This window comes from Escherichia sp. E2661 (genome assembly GCF_004745185.1).
In the GTDB taxonomy this organism is placed as follows: domain Bacteria; phylum Pseudomonadota; class Gammaproteobacteria; order Enterobacterales; family Enterobacteriaceae; genus Escherichia.
This window is the reverse complement of the sequence record NZ_PDIG01000042.1, coordinates 94055-110927: the sequence shown is the minus strand read 5'-3', so window position 1 is coordinate 110927 and position 16873 is coordinate 94055. Positions and strand designations below refer to the sequence as shown.

Below are 16873 nucleotides of genomic sequence, written 5' to 3'. Positions count from 1 at the left end.
AATACCTCATTCTGACGGGGATTTCCCCTGTCAGAATGAGGTACCGAATACTAACGATCTTTACGCCACGCATCCGCCGTCAATGCTTCGCCAAAGTGGCCGGAAATTAGCCGTTTGGTGAGTTCGTGCAGCGGCGATGCCAACACATCCGCAGTGCTACCGCGTTCGACAACTTCTCCCTGATGCATGACCAGCACCTGGTCGCTGATGTGCTTCATCATTCCGATATGCTGGGTAACATAAATATAAGAAATACCCTGTTTCTCTTGTAGCTCCAGCATCAGGTTAATTAGCTGCGAGCGCATCGACATATCCAGCGAGGCGAGGGCTTCATCGGCAATAATCACTTTTGGGCGCAATATCAGCGCGCGCGCCAGACCAAGACGCTGTTTTTGCCCGGGGGCCAACATATGCGGATAGTAACTGACGTGATCCGGTAGCAGCCCAACCATACGCATCGTTTCAATAATCTGTTTGCGGCGCTGTTCCGGTTCCAGGTCGGTGTTCAGGCGCAGTGGAAAATCCAGAATTTGCGAGATACGTTGACGGGGATTCAACGAGGTCGACGGATCCTGAAATATCATGCGAATACGCTGGCTTCGGAAGGAATAATCGCCAAAATGCAGCGGATGATCGTCAATCAATAACTCGCCGCTGGTTGGCTCAATCATTCCTGCCAGCATCTTTGCCAGCGTCGATTTACCGGAACCGTTCTCACCAATAATCGCCAGTGTCTGGCGTTCACGCAGCGTAAAGCTCAATGGTTTTACCGCTTCGACTGTCTGACGGCGAAACCAACCGGTCCTGTAGCGGAACGTTTTGCTTAAATTACGCACTTCGAGCAGAGTTTCTATCATCTCACTCTTTCTCCATGTTCAGCGGGAAATGACAGGCATAGAGATGATTTTTCGCCCCCATCAAACGTGGCGTCACAATGCATTCTCGTTGTGCATAAGGGCAACGTGGCCCCAGACGACAACCAATCGGTAATTGTTCCAGCAGCGGAATTGCGCCCGGCAGGGTATTGAGGCGGCTTTTATGCGGCATCGCACTGCCAAAGTCCGGTATTGCCCGGATTAGTGCCTGGGTATAAGGATGATGTGGCATTGTCACCAACTCCTTACTTGGCGCGCTTTCCACTGTCTGGCCACAATAAAGCACGTTGATTTTATCCGCCCATTGGCTAAGCATTTGTAAGTCATGGCTGATAAGCAAAATAGTGGTGTTGCTGTTTTGGTTGAGACGCGTCAACAGGCGGAAAATTTGCGCCTGCGTTGTTGGCTCCATCGAGTTGGTCGGTTCGTCGGCAATCAGTAGACGCGGTTGATTCGCCAATGCGATGGCAATCATCACTTTCTGGCATTCACCTTCGGTCAACTCGTACGGGAAACTGCGCATCGCATCTTTATGATCTTTAATCCCCACGCGGTGTAGCAACTCAATGGCGCGGCGTTTGCGCCAGCCAAAACGCTGCCACCAACGGCCTTTATAGGTCCAGGCCGGGATGTTCTGCATCAACTGGCGACCCACACGTTCCGATGGATCAAGACACGATTGCGGTTCCTGAAAGATCATCGACACGTTGTGTCCAACCAGTTTGCGCCGTTCGCGTGCGGAGAGACGCAGCAAATCGATATCATCAAAACGCATTCGGTCAGCGGTAACACGCCAGTTATCTTTATTCACCCCACAAATCGCTTTCGCAATCAAACTTTTGCCGGAGCCGGATTCGCCAACAAGACCGCGAATTTCACCTTCGGTTAAGGTCATACTCACGCGGTCGACGGCTTTAACCCACTCATCACCGGTTTTAAATTCAATGGTCAGGTTACGAATATCCAATAATGGCATTATTCCACCCCCGCAATAATCGCACGACGAACGCCGTCGCCAAGGAGGTTAACCAACAACACGCTAATCATAATTGCCGCGCCAGGAAGCATTACGGTCCACGGGGCGACATAAATCAGTTCCAGCGCATCACCGAGCATCGCTCCCCATTCAGGCGATGGCAGTTGCGCGCCGAGGTCAAGAAAGCCCAGCGCGGCGATATCGAGAATTGCCATCGACAATGCGCGAGTGATCTCGGTGACCAGTCCGGCGGTGATGTTAGGCATCACCGCAAACCAGAGAATATTCAGCGTCGTTGCGCCATCCAGACGGGCGGCGATAACGTACTCTTTTTCCAGTTCGTCATGCACCATGCTGTAAATCGAACGTACCATACGCGGCAGCAGTGCCAACCAGACGGCAAACATGGCGTGCGATAAACTCGGTCCGGCAAATGCTACTACGATAATCGCCAACAGCAGGGACGGAATCGCCAGCAAAGTATCCAGAATATGGTTAAGCACCGCTGAGCGCAGACCGTGCGTTGCACCGGCGAAGGTGCCAAGTACCAGACCACAAATCGTCGCGGCGAGCGTCACCACAAATGCGCCCCCCACGGTAGGTGCTGCGCCACTCAATAAACGGCTTAAAACGTCGCGTCCCAGGTCGTCGGTCCCAAGGAAGAACGAGACTTCGCCATAGCGTGACCATGACGGCGGCAACAATTGATAACCAAGAAATTGCTGGTCGATGCCGTAAGGCGCAAACCAGCTACCAAAAATACACAGCACCGCCAGCCCCGCGCAGCCGTACAGGCCGACCATCGCAGCGGCGTCTCCATAGAATTTGCGCCAGGCAGTACGCAGCGTGCCCGGCGGGCGCTTCTCGCTGTATACGCTATCGTAAGGCATACCATTCCTTATGTTTCAGAGGGTTAGCCATGGCACCCAAAATATCAGATATCACGTTAATAATAATGACCAATGAACCGCACACCATCACTCCGGCGGAAATGGCTGCGTAATCCTGCTGGCGGATGGCGTTAATTAACCAGCGCCCTAAACCCGGCCAGCTAAAAACCATTTCGGTGATCATCGCCAGCGTCAGCATGGTGGAAAACTGCAAGCCCAGGCGAGGAATAACCGGAGGTAACGCGTTATGCAGCACGTGGCGACGCAAAATAGTAAAGCGCGACAAACCGCGAGTCGCCGCCGCTTTCACATAGTTTTGGTCATAGACTTCGATGGTGCTGATACGCATCAATCGGATCACTTCAGTTGTTGGCGCAACCGACAGGGTAATCACCGGTAGCACCATATGGCGAAGTGCGCTCATGATCATTTCGTCCCGCCACGGTGAGTCCGAAAGCCAGGCATCAATTAACGCAAAGCCGGTAATCGGTTTCACTTCATAGAGCAGATCGAAACGCCCTGAAACGGGCAGCCAACCTAGCGTGAGTGAACAAAACAGCGTCAACAGAAGCGCCAGCCAGAACACCGGGATGGAAAAGCCCAGCAAGGCGATGGCGTTGATCAAGTTATCCTGCCACTTATGGCGTGTAATCCCGGCAATCATGCCCACCGGGATCCCGACAATCAGCGCAAAACCGAAGGCGAGGATGCACAACTCCATCGTTGCCGGAAAGACTTCTTTTAACTGTTCGGCAATAGGCTGGCCGTTAATGCTGGAAACACCAAAATCCCAGTGGATCAGGCCATTAAACCAGAACACCCAGGCATTCCACAGTGAAGCGCCTTGTAACGGCGCGTGTGGCGTGAAATAGCTCAAACTGAAGCCAACAAAGGTTAGCAGGAACAAGGTGACGATTAATAACAAAATACGACGTAAGGTGAAGATAATCATGGTTTTTTCACCTCTTCTTGCTTCTCGCGATACACCCCTGCGAAGGAGGCGTTACCGAACGGGCTCAGTACCAGACCTTTAATATCGTAACGGTAGGCCTGCAAGCGCAGTGATGAGGCCAGCGGCAGAATGGGCAGTTCCTGCGCCAGAATGCTTTGCGCTTCATCATAGGCTTCAATACGCGCCGCCAGTTGCTGCGAGGAGAGGGCATTACGCAACACGCTGTCGAATTTCGGATCGCACCAGTGGGCAAGGTTGGTTTGCGAGTGAATAGCCGCGCAGCTCAGTAACGGACGGAAGAAACTGTCCGGGTCGTTACTGTCCGTCGCCCAACCAGATAACGTCAGATCATGGCTCATATCCATCAACCGCGCCTCCTGAAAACGACCTTCTACCGGCACAATCACCACTTTCACGCCAACCTGCGCCATATCCGCCTGAATCAGTTCGGCGGTTTTCAGCGGACTGGGGTTCCATGCCTGCGATCGTGTCGGTACCCACAGTTTCAGCGTTAAGTTTTCCAGCCCCAACGCTTTCAGTTGTTCGCGCGATTTCGCTGGGTTGTATTCAGTAATTTTAGCCTCGTTGTCATAAGCCCACGAGGCGCGCGGTAAAATAGAGGCCGCAGTTTCAGCCGTACCATAATAGATGGATTGCATCAGGCGCTGGTTATTGATCGCCAGTGCCAGCGCATGGCGGACAGCTGGATTATTTAGCGGCGGTTTGGCGGTGTTAAATGCCAGATAGGCGACGTTCATCCCCGGGCGCAGCGTTAAACGCAAACGCGGGTCGTCGCGCAAAATGGATAACTGGCTGGCGGCAGGCCAGGCCAGAACGTCGCATTCACCGGTCAGGAGTTTCGACAATCGTCCGGTACCGCCGGAGCCTAAATCCACCACCACCTGCGGCATCAACGGTTTGCCACGCCAGAACTCATCATGACGTTGTAAGCGAATATATTGCCCGGCGCGGTATTCCGACAATTGATACGGCCCGGTACCGACCGGTTGACGGTCGAGTTGTTCCTGGCGATCTTCTTTCTCTAATTTCTGGGCGTATTCGGCAGACATTACCGACGCATAGTGGGTCGCCAGGTGCCATAAGAAGGATGCATCCGGCTGGGCGAGACGGAACTCAACGGTGTGATTATCCAGCTTGCGGACACTTTTAACGTTATCGGCAAATTGCAGACTGTCGAAATAGGGGAAGTTACTGCCGTTGACGTTATGCCACGGATTATTGCGGTCAAAAATCCGTTGGAAGGTAAACACCACATCATCGGCATTCATTTTGCGAGTGGGAGTAAACCAGGCGGTTTTTTGAAACGGGACATCGCGACGCAGGTGGAAGCGATAGGTCGCGCCGTTGTCGAGCACTTCCCAGCTTTCGGCAAGTTCTGGCATCAGGCGATAGGTATACGGATCGACATCCAGCAGTCGATCATAAAACTGGGCGGCAAGGGTATCGACAATTAACCCACTGCTCGCTTTGGATGGGTTAAAGGTGTTGACTTGCCCGCTGACGCAATAGACAAAACCGCTGTCGCGGATATCAGCATGCGGGGGGGATTCAGGCGCGGCTATTGCCTGACCACTCACAAGTCCAGCAATCACCAAAAGAGACGATAATACCTGGCGCATAATATTAAGGGATTTTATGTAAAGAGGCTATCTTACTAATATTTAATGACATTTGCCATTACCGTTTGTGTTCAGGGGTCGTAATGAGGGCCGTGTGGTTGGTCGTTGAACAGGTGGCGTCGCCATCTGTTCAACATTCGTACCCGTGATTTCTCTATAACTATAACTCACAGAACAACTTAGCGAAGAGCAGAGCGGTACGATCGTGAGAAACCCATTAAAGCAGGCTGCAGTGCATGTCATTTTTAGCCGGATGCGGCGTGAACGCTTTATCCGGGCAACGATACTGACCGACTGTCCGCAATTAAATAATTATTCATTACCCCATTGATTCAAAAACTCTGCGATTTCATCAATGCGCGCGGGATTAATCCCCGCTTCAGCGGCCATGTCATGCTGGGCTTCTTCGCTGATCTCTTCATTATTCATCAAACGGGTGAGTAGTAACTGGAAGTAGTGGGCCAGCGGTGTGCGTTCTGCGTCTGCGACAGGTTCTGCGCATTCAGTCGCGTATTCATCGGCAATATCGAAATATTTTAATGGGATATCGTGGTTCATTGTTTGCCCCTGGAGTTAATGCGCTAAGCATAAGGGCGGATGATAGCACTCGTGATCCGGGTCATACATCTTTTTATAGTTAATGGCGCGGCGCATTACCCTCAGGCAGGATAATGCGCCGTGCATCCTGGATATTACGTTTCGCTCACCGGCGTTCTGTCACCATCATACAACGGCACTTTGCGATAGCGGCGGATCAAATACCACAAATATGCGCCGCCTAACGAAGCCCATACCAGACCCAGCGTCAGCGAGGTGGCTTCGAGGTTAATCCACAGCACGCCCACCGTCAGCGCGCCAACCAGCGGCATTAATAAATAGTGGAAGTGTTCCTTCCAGCTTTTATTCATTCCTTTGCGCCGCCAGAAGTGATTGAACACCGACAGGTTAACGAAGGTAAACGCTACCAACGCGCCGAAGTTAATTAACGCTGTGGCGGTAACTAAATCGAAGAACAGCGCCGACATCGCGACAATTCCGACCATAATGACGTTCAGTGCCGGAGTCCGCCATTTCGGATGCACATAGCCAAACACGCGCTCCGGAAACACATTGTCACGCCCCATCACATACAACAGACGCGACACGCTGGCGTGTGATGCCAGGCCAGACGCTAACGTGTTCACAAACGTAGTGCAAAGGAAAATCGACTGGAACAGCTTACCGCCAACGTACAGTGCAATTTCAGGCAGTGCGGCGTCCGGGTCTTTAAAGCGGCTGATATCGGGGAAGAACAGCTGCATAAAGAACGACGCCGCGATAAAGATAACTCCGCCGTATACCGCCGTCAGGAAGATGGCTTTCGGGATCACGCGTGCGGCGTCTGGTGTCTCTTCCGAAGTGTGGTCACTGCATCGAAACCGAGGAACGAGAAGCAGACGATCGTCGCCCCGGTAATAATCGGGATCAGGTGCGCGTTCTCGCTGATAAACGGCTGAAGTGACCAGACGGTGCCAACGCCTTCTCCTTTATGCAGTCCCTGAACCACCAGGAAGATAAACACCACCATGATGGAGATTTGCACCAGCACAAACAGGGTATTGAAGTTAGCGACCAGGTTGACGCTCTTCAGGTTCGCGGCAGTTAAGATGGCGACGAACGTCACCACCCACACCCACGGTGGCACTTCCGGGAAGAGGGCGGAGAGATAGATCTTCGCCAACAAGACGTTGATCATCGGCAAAAAGAGGTAATCCAGCAGCGATGACCAGCCGACCATAAAACCGACGTGCGGGTTAATCGACTTTTGCGCGTAGGTATAGGCCGAACCGGCCTCCGGAAACTGACGAACCAGTTTGCCGTAGCTGATAGCGGTAAACAGCACGCCCGCCAGCGCCAGCAAATAAGATGCCGGAACGTGACCGTCGCTAATACCGGAAACGATGCCAAACGTATCGAACACGGTCATTGGCGTGAGATAGGCCAGACCCATCATCACCACCTGCCACAACTTCAGTGATTTTCGCAGACGGGTTTTGCCAGGTTGCGCAGCAATATTCAGTGGTGAATTAATAGCCATAATTGCTGCCTCCCCTGCGTAATAAGGTTTGCGGTCGTGTCGACCTGAAATCAAACCTGTTTAGCAAGGGAAGCAAAGGGGGCGGAGTCCAGTCAGTCGCAGGGAGGGCGCACACGCAGCCTCCCTCGCCATGCGGGGATTTAATCATCGGCATCATCTCATTTCCTCGTCACAGTCTTAATCGTTAACGGAAGCCCGTTGCCGCCTGCGCTCCATAACGCGACATCCGGGAAATGTCTGGATTACCAGCAAATGTCAGGCCTGGCTCCGCTCAGGCCGATGAAACAACCCCGCAAGGGGTACTATGCATTTTTCAACATCCACTCAATTTCTGTTTCTGTGATGAGGCGCTCAAACTGCAACAACTCATCATTTTTACAGGCGTGATACACATGGCAAAAACGCTCGCCTAAATAGCGGCGCAAATGATCGTTCTCGATAAACTCCCACAGGGCATCGCTCTGGCGAATCGGGAAGGGTAAGCCTTCCTGCTCCAGCCCGTTGCCTTCGACTTCTTCCTGTAACGGCAGTTCGTTATCAAGGCCATGCAAAATACCGGCAAAAATCGCCGCCATCACCAGATATGGGTTGGCATCGGCACCCGCCACGCGGTATTCCACGCGGTGGTTATGACGATCGCCGCACGGAATACGCAGGGCGACGGTGCGGTTGTTATGGCCCCACGACGCCTGCGTCGGCACATACATCCCTGGCTGGAAGCGGCGATAGGAATTCACGTTCGGCGCCAGCAGCGCCATTGATGACGGCATCAGGTCGATCATCCCGGCGAGCATCTTTTTCAGCAGCGGCGAATCTTCGCCTTCCGCGTCAGAAAGCACGTTCTCGCCACGATTATTTTGCATACTGATATGGATATGCATCCCGCTGCCCGCGTGCTCTTCATACGGCTTCGCCATAAAAGTGGCGTGCATCTTATGCTTTTCTGCCATCAGACGCACCAGGCGTTTTAGCGCCAGCGCATCATCGCAGGCTTCCAGCACGTTATCGGTATGGTAAAGGTTGATTTCAAACTGACCCGGCGAGGCTTCGGCGACCGCACCGTCGGCGGGAATTAACTGTAACTGTGCCAGTTCATCAATATCATTGAGCACATCGGCGAAGTGGTTGAGGTTATCAACGGAGTAAACCTGGCTTTGTGTATTGCGGTCATCGGTGCCGGGCGCGCAGGGCGGTTGCAGATACCCTTCAGCGTCGCGCTGACGATCCAGTAAATAGAACTCCAGCTCTACCGCTACAACCGGGAACAATCCGCGCTGGCGTAGCTGCTGCCACAGGCGGTTAAGTACGTTCCGCGGCTCAACGTCAAAGGGAGCGCCATCTTCATCGACCATGGTCAGGAGTATCTGACCGATAAACTCAGGATCGGCGGCAGAAGGGGTTAAGGTACCGAGTATTGGCACACAAGTACGATCTGGTTCACCCATTTCCTGACCCAGGCCCGCTTCTTCTACTACATTGCCCAGAATATCCATTGCAAACACCGAGGCCGGGAAATAACACCCTTTCTCCAGCTTCTGCAGACTTGAAACAGGAATGCGTTTCCCACGGAAACAACCATTCAAATCGGTAAGTAAAACATCAACATATTGCGTATTCGGGTAGCGCTCCAGGTAGCGTTTCACTTCCTGCGTAAAGGCGCTACCCCGCCTCTCTTCTGACTGCTGAACAAAGTTCTCTACTTCAACGATATTGGTTTCCATGATTCTTCGCCTTTGGTTTGTTTTCCGCTCGTTAGCAAAGCGTAAAATATAATGACCACTATTCGAATCTGTATGCAAACTAAATGTTTGTCAAATGTTAAATTGAGTTTGCAAAAATGAAAACCCACTGCTAGATTGAAAAAATATTGAACATAAAGGTCATTTAAACCGCAGTAATGGCGATAATTTAGTCCACTTTGTGAGATTGAGCATGGAAAATATAATGAACAATCCGGTTATCGGTGTCGTAATGTGCAGGAACAGGCTTAAGGGTCATACGACCCAGACTCTGCAAGAAAAGTACCTGAATGCCATCATCCACGCGGGCGGTTTGCCGATTGCGCTGCCACATGCGCTGGCGGAACCGTCATTACTTGAAGAACTGCTGCCTAAACTCGATGGCATTTATCTTCCAGGTAGCCCCAGCAATGTGCAGCCGCACCTATATGGTGAAAACGGCGATGAGCCTGACGCCGATCCCGGGCGTGATCTTCTGAGCATGGCGTTAATTAATGCCGCACTCGAAAGGCGCATCCCCATTTTCGCCATCTGCCGGGGGTTACAGGAACTGGTGGTAGCAACCGGTGGGTCGTTGCATCGCAAACTGTGTGAACAGCCTGAATTGCTGGAACATCGTGAAGATCCCGAACTGCCGGTGGAGCAGCAATATGCGCCGTCGCACGAAGTTCAGGTTGAAGAGGGGGGATTACTGTCTGCATTGTTACCTGAATGTAGCAACTTTTGGGTAAACTCTCTGCATGGACAAGGGGCGAAGGTCGTTAGCCCGCAGTTGCGTGTTGAAGCTCGCTCGCCGGATGGCCTGGTTGAGGCGGTGAGCGTCATCAATCATCCTTTCGCGCTGGGCGTACAGTGGCACCCGGAATGGAACAGTAGCGAGTACGCGCTTTCGCGTATATTGTTCGAGGGCTTTATCACCGCTTGTCAGAACCATATCGCTGAAAAACAGCGACTCTGACCACTACAGTTAAGGAAATGCAAATATGAGTGATGAGGGACTGGCGCCAGGAAAACGCTTGTCAGAAATCCGCCAGCAGCAGGGGCTTTCACAACGTCGTGCCGCCGAACTCTCCGGGCTGACTCACAGTGCTATCAGTACGATAGAACAAGATAAAGTCAGTCCTGCCATCAGTACGCTGCAAAAGCTGCTGAAGGTGTATGGTCTGTCACTCTCGGAATTCTTTTCCGAGCCGGAAAAACCTGATGAACCGCAGGTCGTCATTAATCAGGACGACTTAATTGAAATGGGCAGTCAGGGTGTGTCGATGAAGCTGGTGCATAACGGTAACCCGAATCGCACGCTGGCGATGATCTTTGAAACGTACCAGCCGGGCACAACCACTGGGGAAAGAATCAAGCATCAGGGTGAGGAAATAGGCACTGTACTGGAAGGTGAAATTGTTCTGACCATTAATGGTCAGGATTACCACCTCGTCGCGGGGCAAAGTTATGCCATTAATACCGGCATCCCGCACAGTTTCAGTAATACGTCGGCAGGCATTTGCCGAATTATCAGCGCCCATACGCCCACCACGTTTTAATCTTTTTGTTCTGTAAGCCGGGTAAGCGCAATGCGCCCGGCAATCCATAAAGAATGTCGCCAGAAATAAACGGGCATGCGGCCCGGGGATCTCTGCGCCCTGACGTTCACAAACTGCATATATCTGATAGACGTGAAACAGGAGTCATAATGAATTTTCATCATCTGGCTTACTGGCAGGATAAAGCGTTAAGTCTCGCCATTGAAACCCGCTTATTTATTAACGGTGAATATACCGCTGCGGCGGAAAATGAAACCTTTGAAACCGTTGATCCGGTCACTCAGGCACCGCTGGCGAATATCGCGCGCGGCAAGAGCGCCGATATCGACCGTGCGGTGAGCGCAGCACGCGGCGTATTTGAACGCGGCGACTGGTCGCAGGCCGCCCCGGCAAAACGTAAAGCGGTGCTGAATAAACTCGCCGAGTTAATGGAAGCCAACGCCGAAGAGCTGGCACTGCTGGAAACTCTCGACACCGGCAAACCGATTCGTCACAGCCTGCGTGATGATATTCCCGGCGCGGCGCGCGCCATTCGCTGGTACGCCGAGGCAATCGACAAAGTGTATGGCGAAGTGGCGACCACCAGTAGCCATGAGCTGGCGATGATCGTGCGTGAACCGGTCGGCGTAATTGCCGCCGTTGTGCCGTGGAACTTCCCGTTGTTGCTGACTTGCTGGAAGCTTGGCCCGGCGCTGGCGGCAGGGAACAGCGTGATTCTAAAACCATCTGAAAAATCACCGCTCAGTGCGATTCGTCTCGCGGGGCTGGCGAAAGAAGCCGGTCTGCCGGATGGCGTACTGAACGTAGTGACGGGTTTTGGTCATGAAGCGGGGCAGGCGCTTTCGCGTCATAACGATATCGATGCCATCGCCTTTACTGGTTCAACCCGCACCGGGAAACAGCTGCTGAAAGATGCTGGCGACAGCAACATGAAACGCGTCTGGCTGGAAGCGGGCGGCAAAAGCGCCAACATCGTTTTCGCCGACTGCCCGGATTTGCAAAAAGCGGCGAGCGCGACAGCCGCAGGTATCTTCTACAACCAGGGCCAGGTATGCATCGCCGGAACGCGTTTGTTGCTGGAAGAGAGTATCGCCGATGAATTCTTAGCCCTGTTAAAACAGCAGGCGCAAAACTGGCAGCCGGGCCATCCACTTGATCCCGCAACCACCATGGGCACCTTAATCGACTGCGCCCACGCCGACTCGGTACACACCTTTATTCGTGAAGGCGAAGGTAAAGGGCAACTGCTGCTGGATGGTCGTAATGCCGAACTGGCTGCTGCCATCGGCCCGACCATTTTTGTGGATGTAGACCCGAATGCGTCCTTAAGTCGCGAAGAGATTTTCGGCCCGGTGTTGGTGGTCACGCGTTTCACATCAGAAGACCAGGCGCTACAGCTTGCCAACGACAGCCAGTACGGGCTCGGCGCGGCGGTATGGACGCGCGATCTCTCCCGCGCGCACCGCATGAGCCGTCGCCTGAAAGTCGGTTCCGTCTTCGTCAATAACTACAACGACGGCGATATGACCGTACCGTTTGGCGGCTACAAGCAGAGTGGCAACGGTCGCGACAAATCCCTGCATGCTCTTGAAAAATTCACCGAACTGAAAACCATCTGGATAAGCCTGGAGGCCTGAAATGACCGAACATACCAGCAGTTACTACGCCGCCAGTGCGAATAAATATGCCCCTTTCGAGACGCTGAATGAGTCGATTTCCTGCGACGTTTGCGTGGTCGGCGGCGGCTATACCGGGCTTTCCTCCGCGCTGCATCTGGCAGAAGCGGGCTTTGACGTGGTGGTTCTTGAAGCCTCACGCATCGGCTTCGGCGCCAGCGGGCGCAACGGCGGGCAGCTTGTGAACTCCTACAGCCGCGACATCGACGTTATCGAAAAAAGCTACGGCATGGACACCGCCCGTATGCTCGGCAGCATGATGTTTGAGGGCGGTGAGATCATCCGCGAACGTATCAAACGTTATCAAATTGACTGCGACTACCGCCCCGGCGGCCTGTTTGTAGCGATGAATGATAAACAGCTCGCCACGCTCGAAGAGCAGAAAGAGAACTGGGAACGCTACGGTAATAAACAGCTGGAGATGCTGGACGCCAACGCCATTCGCCGCGAAGTCGCCAGCGATCGCTATACCGGCGCGCTGCTGGATCACAGCGGCGGGCATATTCACCCCCTGAACCTCGCCATTGGTGAAGCCGATGCCATTCGTCTCAACGGCGGGCGTGTGTATGAGCTTTCTGCGGTGACGCAGATCCAGCACACTACGCCCGCCGTGGTGCGCACTGCCAAAGGCCAGGTGACGGCGAAGTATGTGATTGTCGCCGGGAATGCGTACCTGGGCGATAAAGTGGAGCCGGAGCTGGCGAAACGCAGCATGCCATGCGGCACACAGGTGATCACCACCGAGCGGCTTTCCGATGAGTTAGCCCGTTCGCTGATCCCGAAAAACTACTGCGTGGAAGACTGTAACTACCTGCTTGATTACTACCGCCTGACTGCCGACAACCGCCTGCTGTACGGCGGCGGCGTGGTCTACGGCGCGCGCGACCCGGATGACGTTGAGCGTCTTGTGGTGCCGAAACTGCTGAAAACCTTCCCGCAGCTGAAGGGCGTGAAAATTGATTACCGCTGGACGGGCAACTTCCTGCTGACCCTGTCGCGTATGCCGCAGTTCGGTCGCCTTGATACCAACATCTATTACATGCAGGGCTACAGCGGCCACGGCGTGACCTGTACCCATCTTGCAGGGCGCTTGATTGCCGAACTGCTGCGCGGTGACGCCGAGCGTTTCGACGCCTTCGCCAATCTGCCGCATTATCCGTTCCCCGGCGGGCGTACGCTTCGCGTGCCGTTTACCGCGATGGGCGCGGCTTATTACAGCCTGCGCGATCGTCTGGGCGTTTAATTTCCGATTAACAGTGAAGAGTCAAAAGGTGTGAAACATGAGCAACAATGAATTCCATCAGCGTCGTCTTTCTGCCACCCCGCGCGGGGTTGGCGTGATGTGTAACTTCTTCGCCCAGTCGGCTGAAAACGCCACGCTGAAGGATGTTGAAGGCAACGAATACATCGATTTCGCCGCAGGCATTGCGGTGCTGAATACCGGGCATCGCCACCCTGAACTGGTCGCGGCGGTGGAGCAGCAACTGCAACAGTTTACCCACACCGCGTACCAGATTGTGCCGTATGAAAGCTACGTCACCCTGGCGGAGAAAATCAACGCCCTTGCCCCGGTGAGCGGGCAGGCTAAAACCGCGTTCTTCACCACCGGCGCGGAGGCGGTGGAAAATGCGGTGAAAATCGCCCGCGCCCATACCGGACGCCCTGGCGTGATTGCGTTTAGCGGCGGCTTCCACGGTCGCACGTATATGACCATGCGCTGACCGGAAAAGTCGCGCCGTACAAAATCGGCTTCGGCCCGTTCCCCGGTTCGGTGTATCACGTGCCGTATCCGTCAGAACTGCATGGCATTTCGACGCAAGATTCCCTTGATGCCATCGAACGCTTGTTTAAATCGGACATTGAAGCGAAGCAGGTGGCGGCGATTATTTTCGAACCGGTGCAGGGCGAAGGCGGTTTTAACGTGGCGCCAAAAGAGTTGGTTTCTGCGATTCGCCGCCTGTGCGACGAGCATGGCATTGTGATGATTGCCGATGAAGTGCAAAGCGGTTTTGCGCGTACCGGTAAGCTGTTTGCGATGGATCATTACGCCGATAAGCCAGACTTAATGACGATGGCGAAAAGCCTCGCGGGCGGCATGCCGCTTTCGGGCGTGGTCGGTAACGCGAATATTATGGACGCGCCCGCGCCGGGCGGGCTTGGCGGCACCTACGCCGGGAACCCGCTGGCGGTAGCCGCCGCGCACGCGGTGCTCAACATTATCGACAAAGAATCACTTTGCGAACGCGCGAATCAACTGGGCCAGCGCCTGACAAACACGCTGATTGAGGCCAAAGAAAACGTTCCGGCGATCGCGGCAGTACGTGGTCTGGGGTCGATGATTGCAGCAGAGTTTAACGATCCGCAAACGGGCGAGCCGTCCGCGGCAATTGCACAGAAAATCCAGCAACGCGCGCTGGCGCAGGGGCTGCTACTGCTGACCTGCGGCGCGTATGGCAACGTGATTCGTTTCCTGTATCCGCTGACCATCCCGGATGCGCAATTCGATGCGGCAATGAAAATTTTGCAGGATGCACTGAGAGATTAATACGCAGAAGCGGGATCAACGCAATAATGTCTGATGCGCCGCGCTTATCAGGCCTGCAAACGACGTATTGATTATGTAGGCCGAATATGGCGTTCACGCCGCATCCGGCGAATCGCATTGCCCAACTCCGCTAAATCTGGTGCTTTTTCAACAACGCGCGGAACTGATGATAGGTTAACCCCAGCAATTCAGCCGCGCGTTTCTGGTTATATTTCCCCTGTTGCAAACTGAGTTGCAGCAACTCTTTTTCCTGCTGCATCTGAAACTCACGTAAATCCAGCGGCAGCGTCGGAAGCGAGGTGGTTTCTGAAACGGCAATGGCTTCTTCAGGTGGACGCCGTTTAAAGGGATCAATAATGATGTCATCAAGCGGATAATCGCTGGTGCCGTGGCGATACACCGAACGTTCCACCACGTTTTTCAATTCACGAATATTTCCCGGCCAGCGATAATTCAGCAATGTTTCTCTGGCGTGCTCGGTAAAACCCGGGAACAGAGGCAGCTTGATTTCCCGACACATCTGGATGGCAAAGTGTTCTGCCATCAACATAATGTCGCTTTCGCGCTCGCGCAGTGGTGGCAGTTGCACTACATCGAAAGCCAGCCGGTCGAGCAGGTCAGCGCGAAAAGTACCTTCATTGACCATCGCCGGGAGATCGGCATTCGTCGCGCATACCAACCGTACATTCACCTGTAATGGCTGGCTGCCGCCAACGCGCTCCAGTTCACCGTACTCAATCACGCGCAATAATTTTTCCTGCACCATCATCGGTGCTGTAGCGAGTTCATCAAGAAATAGCGTACCGCCGTCGGCACGTTCAAATCTCCCTGGATGACGTTTTTGCGCACCGGTAAACGCACCAGCTTCGTGGCCAAACAGTTCGGAATCCAGCAGATTTTCATTTAACGCCGCGCAGTTAAGGGAAATAAACGGCCCTTGCCAACGAGAGGAGAGATAATGCAGACGGCTGGCGATCAGCTCTTTACCTGTTCCGCGCTCGCCGATGATGAGCACCGGTTTGTCCAGCGGTGCGAGATGCGAAACCTGTTCCAGCACTTCGAGAAAGCTGTTCGCCTCACCGAGTAAATTATCTTTGTATTCTGCCATGATGAAATTCGCCACTTGTTAGTGTAATTCGCTAATTCATCCTGGCATGTTGCTGTTGATTCTTCAATCAGATCTTTATAAATCAAAAAGATAAAAAATTGGCACGCAAATTGTATTAACAGTTCAGCAGGACAATCCTGAACGAAGAAATCAAGAGGACAACATTATGGGTATTTTTTCTCGCTTTGCCGACATCGTGAATGCCAACATCAACGCTCTGTTAGAGAAAGCGGAAGATCCGCAGAAACTGGTGCGTCTGATGATCCAGGAAATGGAAGACACGCTGGTTGAAGTGCGTTCTACTTCGGCACGTGCGCTGGCGGAAAAGAAACAGCTGACTCGCCGTATTGAACAAGCGTCGGCGCGTGAAGTTGAGTGGCAGGAAAAAGCCGAACTGGCGCTGCTGAAAGATAGAGAAGACCTGGCGCGTGCGGCGTTAATTGAAAAACAGAAACTGACCGATCTGATTAAGAGCCTGGAACATGAAGTGACGCTGGTGGACGATACGCTGGTGCGTATGAAGAAAGAGATTGGCGAGCTGGAAAACAAATTGAGCGAAACTCGTGCTCGCCAGCAGGCATTGATGTTGCGTCATCAGGCCGCAAACTCGTCGCGCGATGTGCGTCGTCAGTTGGACAGTGGCAAACTGGATGAAGCGATGGCCCGTTTCGAATCTTTCGAGCGCCGTATCGACCAGATGGAAGCAGAAGCGGAAAGCCACAGTTTCGGCAAACAAAAATCGCTGGACGATCAGTTTGCCGAACTGAAAGCCGATGATGCAATCAGCGAACAACTGGCACAATTAAAAGCCAAAATGAAGCAAGACAATCAATAATAACATCCAGGCGGCGTCC

General features: G+C 53.4%; 14 protein-coding genes and 2 pseudogenes. 6 read left to right on the top strand and 10 right to left on the bottom strand.

The genetic code is table 11. The annotated features are described in order from the left end of the window. Nucleotides 1-50: 50 nt before the first annotated feature. The 9 genes and pseudogenes from sapF to puuA all read right to left on the bottom strand — a co-directional run bounded on the left by sapF (nucleotide 51) and on the right by puuA (nucleotide 9131). Entirely contained in the window at nucleotides 51-857 is an 807-nt protein-coding gene (gene sapF, locus CRI63_RS22985; RefSeq protein WP_000573415.1) for a peptide ABC transporter ATP-binding protein SapF, read from the bottom strand. 1 nt (nucleotide 858) lies between these two features. Beyond that, entirely contained in the window at nucleotides 859-1851 is a 993-nt protein-coding gene (gene sapD / locus CRI63_RS22980) for a peptide ABC transporter ATP-binding protein SapD (RefSeq protein ID WP_130258932.1), read from the bottom strand. Then, a complete protein-coding gene (gene sapC, locus CRI63_RS22975) occupies nucleotides 1851-2741 on the bottom strand; it encodes a peptide ABC transporter permease SapC (RefSeq protein ID WP_130208813.1) in 891 nt (296 codons plus the stop codon). Before sapC ends, sapD begins: the two co-directional genes overlap by 1 nt. Next, on the bottom strand, nucleotides 2728-3693 hold the full coding sequence (gene sapB, locus CRI63_RS22970) for a putrescine export ABC transporter permease SapB (RefSeq protein WP_064527260.1): 966 nt from the start codon (nucleotides 3691-3693) through the stop codon (nucleotides 2728-2730). Before sapB ends, sapC begins: the two co-directional genes overlap by 14 nt. Continuing rightward, nucleotides 3690-5333, bottom strand: a complete 1644-nt coding sequence (gene sapA, locus CRI63_RS22965; protein ID WP_130208811.1) for an ABC transporter substrate-binding protein SapA — start codon at nucleotides 5331-5333, stop codon at nucleotides 3690-3692. Before sapA ends, sapB begins: the two co-directional genes overlap by 4 nt. 312 nt (nucleotides 5334-5645) lie before the next feature. Further along, nucleotides 5646-5891 (bottom strand): YmjA family protein, encoded by a 246-nt coding sequence (locus tag CRI63_RS22960; protein WP_130208809.1) that lies wholly within the window; start codon nucleotides 5889-5891, stop codon nucleotides 5646-5648. A gap of 134 nt (nucleotides 5892-6025) precedes the next feature. Continuing rightward, nucleotides 6026-7410: pseudogene (gene puuP / locus CRI63_RS22955) on the bottom strand (putrescine/proton symporter PuuP). After that, nucleotides 7400-7564 (bottom strand): hypothetical protein, encoded by a 165-nt coding sequence (locus CRI63_RS22950; RefSeq protein ID WP_122992123.1) that lies wholly within the window; start codon nucleotides 7562-7564, stop codon nucleotides 7400-7402. Before CRI63_RS22950 ends, puuP begins: the two are co-directional and overlap by 11 nt. A 148-nt stretch (nucleotides 7565-7712) precedes the next feature. After that, on the bottom strand, nucleotides 7713-9131 hold the full coding sequence (puuA, locus tag CRI63_RS22945; protein ID WP_130208805.1) for a glutamate-putrescine ligase: 1419 nt from the start codon (nucleotides 9129-9131) through the stop codon (nucleotides 7713-7715). A 211-nt stretch (nucleotides 9132-9342) separates the two neighbouring features. On the opposite strand from puuA, the gene puuD reads away from it, so the two are divergent. The 5 genes and pseudogenes from puuD to puuE all read left to right on the top strand — a co-directional run bounded on the left by puuD (nucleotide 9343) and on the right by puuE (nucleotide 14911). Further along, nucleotides 9343-10107, top strand: coding sequence for a gamma-glutamyl-gamma-aminobutyrate hydrolase (gene puuD / locus CRI63_RS22940; protein WP_064527272.1), 765 nt, complete (start codon nucleotides 9343-9345; stop codon nucleotides 10105-10107). A gap of 25 nt (nucleotides 10108-10132) precedes the next feature. Continuing rightward, entirely contained in the window at nucleotides 10133-10690 is a 558-nt protein-coding gene (gene puuR / locus CRI63_RS22935; RefSeq protein ID WP_001278727.1) for an HTH-type transcriptional regulator PuuR, read from the top strand. A gap of 149 nt (nucleotides 10691-10839) precedes the next feature. Then, nucleotides 10840-12327 (top strand): aldehyde dehydrogenase PuuC, encoded by a 1488-nt coding sequence (gene puuC / locus CRI63_RS22930; RefSeq protein WP_135520913.1) that lies wholly within the window; start codon nucleotides 10840-10842, stop codon nucleotides 12325-12327. Nucleotide 12328: 1 nt separating this feature from the next. Then, complete coding sequence (puuB, locus tag CRI63_RS22925; protein ID WP_135520911.1) at nucleotides 12329-13609, top strand: gamma-glutamylputrescine oxidase; 1281 nt, start codon at nucleotides 12329-12331, stop codon at nucleotides 13607-13609. 37 nt (nucleotides 13610-13646) lie between these two features. Then, nucleotides 13647-14911 (top strand): annotated as a pseudogene (gene puuE, locus CRI63_RS22920) (4-aminobutyrate transaminase). Between the two features lie 130 nt (nucleotides 14912-15041). On the opposite strand, the gene pspF reads toward puuE, so the two are convergent. Continuing rightward, the gene (gene pspF, locus CRI63_RS22915) at nucleotides 15042-16019 is read right to left on the bottom strand and encodes a phage shock protein operon transcriptional activator (RefSeq protein ID WP_023154543.1); all 978 of its coding nucleotides are present in this window, start codon (nucleotides 16017-16019) and stop codon (nucleotides 15042-15044) included. Nucleotides 16020-16185: 166 nt separating this feature from the next. Here pspF and pspA point away from each other — a divergent pair, with 166 nt between their 5' ends. Further along, nucleotides 16186-16854, top strand: a complete 669-nt coding sequence (gene pspA, locus CRI63_RS22910) for a phage shock protein PspA (RefSeq protein ID WP_000511019.1) — start codon at nucleotides 16186-16188, stop codon at nucleotides 16852-16854. Nucleotides 16855-16873: the final 19 nt, after the last annotated feature.

Bases quoted from the DNA above. Each gene is read 5' to 3' on its own strand.
- sapB (WP_064527260.1), bottom strand. From the start codon at position 3,693: ATGATTATCTTCACCTTACGTCGTATTTTGTTATTAATCGTCACCTTG.
- sapA (WP_130208811.1), bottom strand. From the start codon at position 5,333: ATGCGCCAGGTATTATCGTCTCTTTTGGTGATTGCTGGACTTGTGAGT.
- pspF (WP_023154543.1), bottom strand. From the start codon at position 16,019: ATGGCAGAATACAAAGATAATTTACTCGGTGAGGCGAACAGCTTTCTC.
- CRI63_RS22960 (WP_130208809.1), bottom strand. From the start codon at position 5,891: ATGAACCACGATATCCCATTAAAATATTTCGATATTGCCGATGAATAC.
- CRI63_RS22950 (WP_122992123.1), bottom strand. From the start codon at position 7,564: ATGCCGATGATTAAATCCCCGCATGGCGAGGGAGGCTGCGTGTGCGCC.
- pspA (WP_000511019.1), top strand. From the start codon at position 16,186: ATGGGTATTTTTTCTCGCTTTGCCGACATCGTGAATGCCAACATCAAC.
- sapF (WP_000573415.1), bottom strand. From the start codon at position 857: ATGATAGAAACTCTGCTCGAAGTGCGTAATTTAAGCAAAACGTTCCGC.
- puuR (WP_001278727.1), top strand. From the start codon at position 10,133: ATGAGTGATGAGGGACTGGCGCCAGGAAAACGCTTGTCAGAAATCCGC.
- puuB (WP_135520911.1), top strand. From the start codon at position 12,329: ATGACCGAACATACCAGCAGTTACTACGCCGCCAGTGCGAATAAATAT.
- puuD (WP_064527272.1), top strand. From the start codon at position 9,343: ATGGAAAATATAATGAACAATCCGGTTATCGGTGTCGTAATGTGCAGG.
- sapC (WP_130208813.1), bottom strand. From the start codon at position 2,741: ATGCCTTACGATAGCGTATACAGCGAGAAGCGCCCGCCGGGCACGCTG.
- puuA (WP_130208805.1), bottom strand. From the start codon at position 9,131: ATGGAAACCAATATCGTTGAAGTAGAGAACTTTGTTCAGCAGTCAGAA.
- puuC (WP_135520913.1), top strand. From the start codon at position 10,840: ATGAATTTTCATCATCTGGCTTACTGGCAGGATAAAGCGTTAAGTCTC.
- sapD (WP_130258932.1), bottom strand. From the start codon at position 1,851: ATGCCATTATTGGATATTCGTAACCTGACCATTGAATTTAAAACCGGT.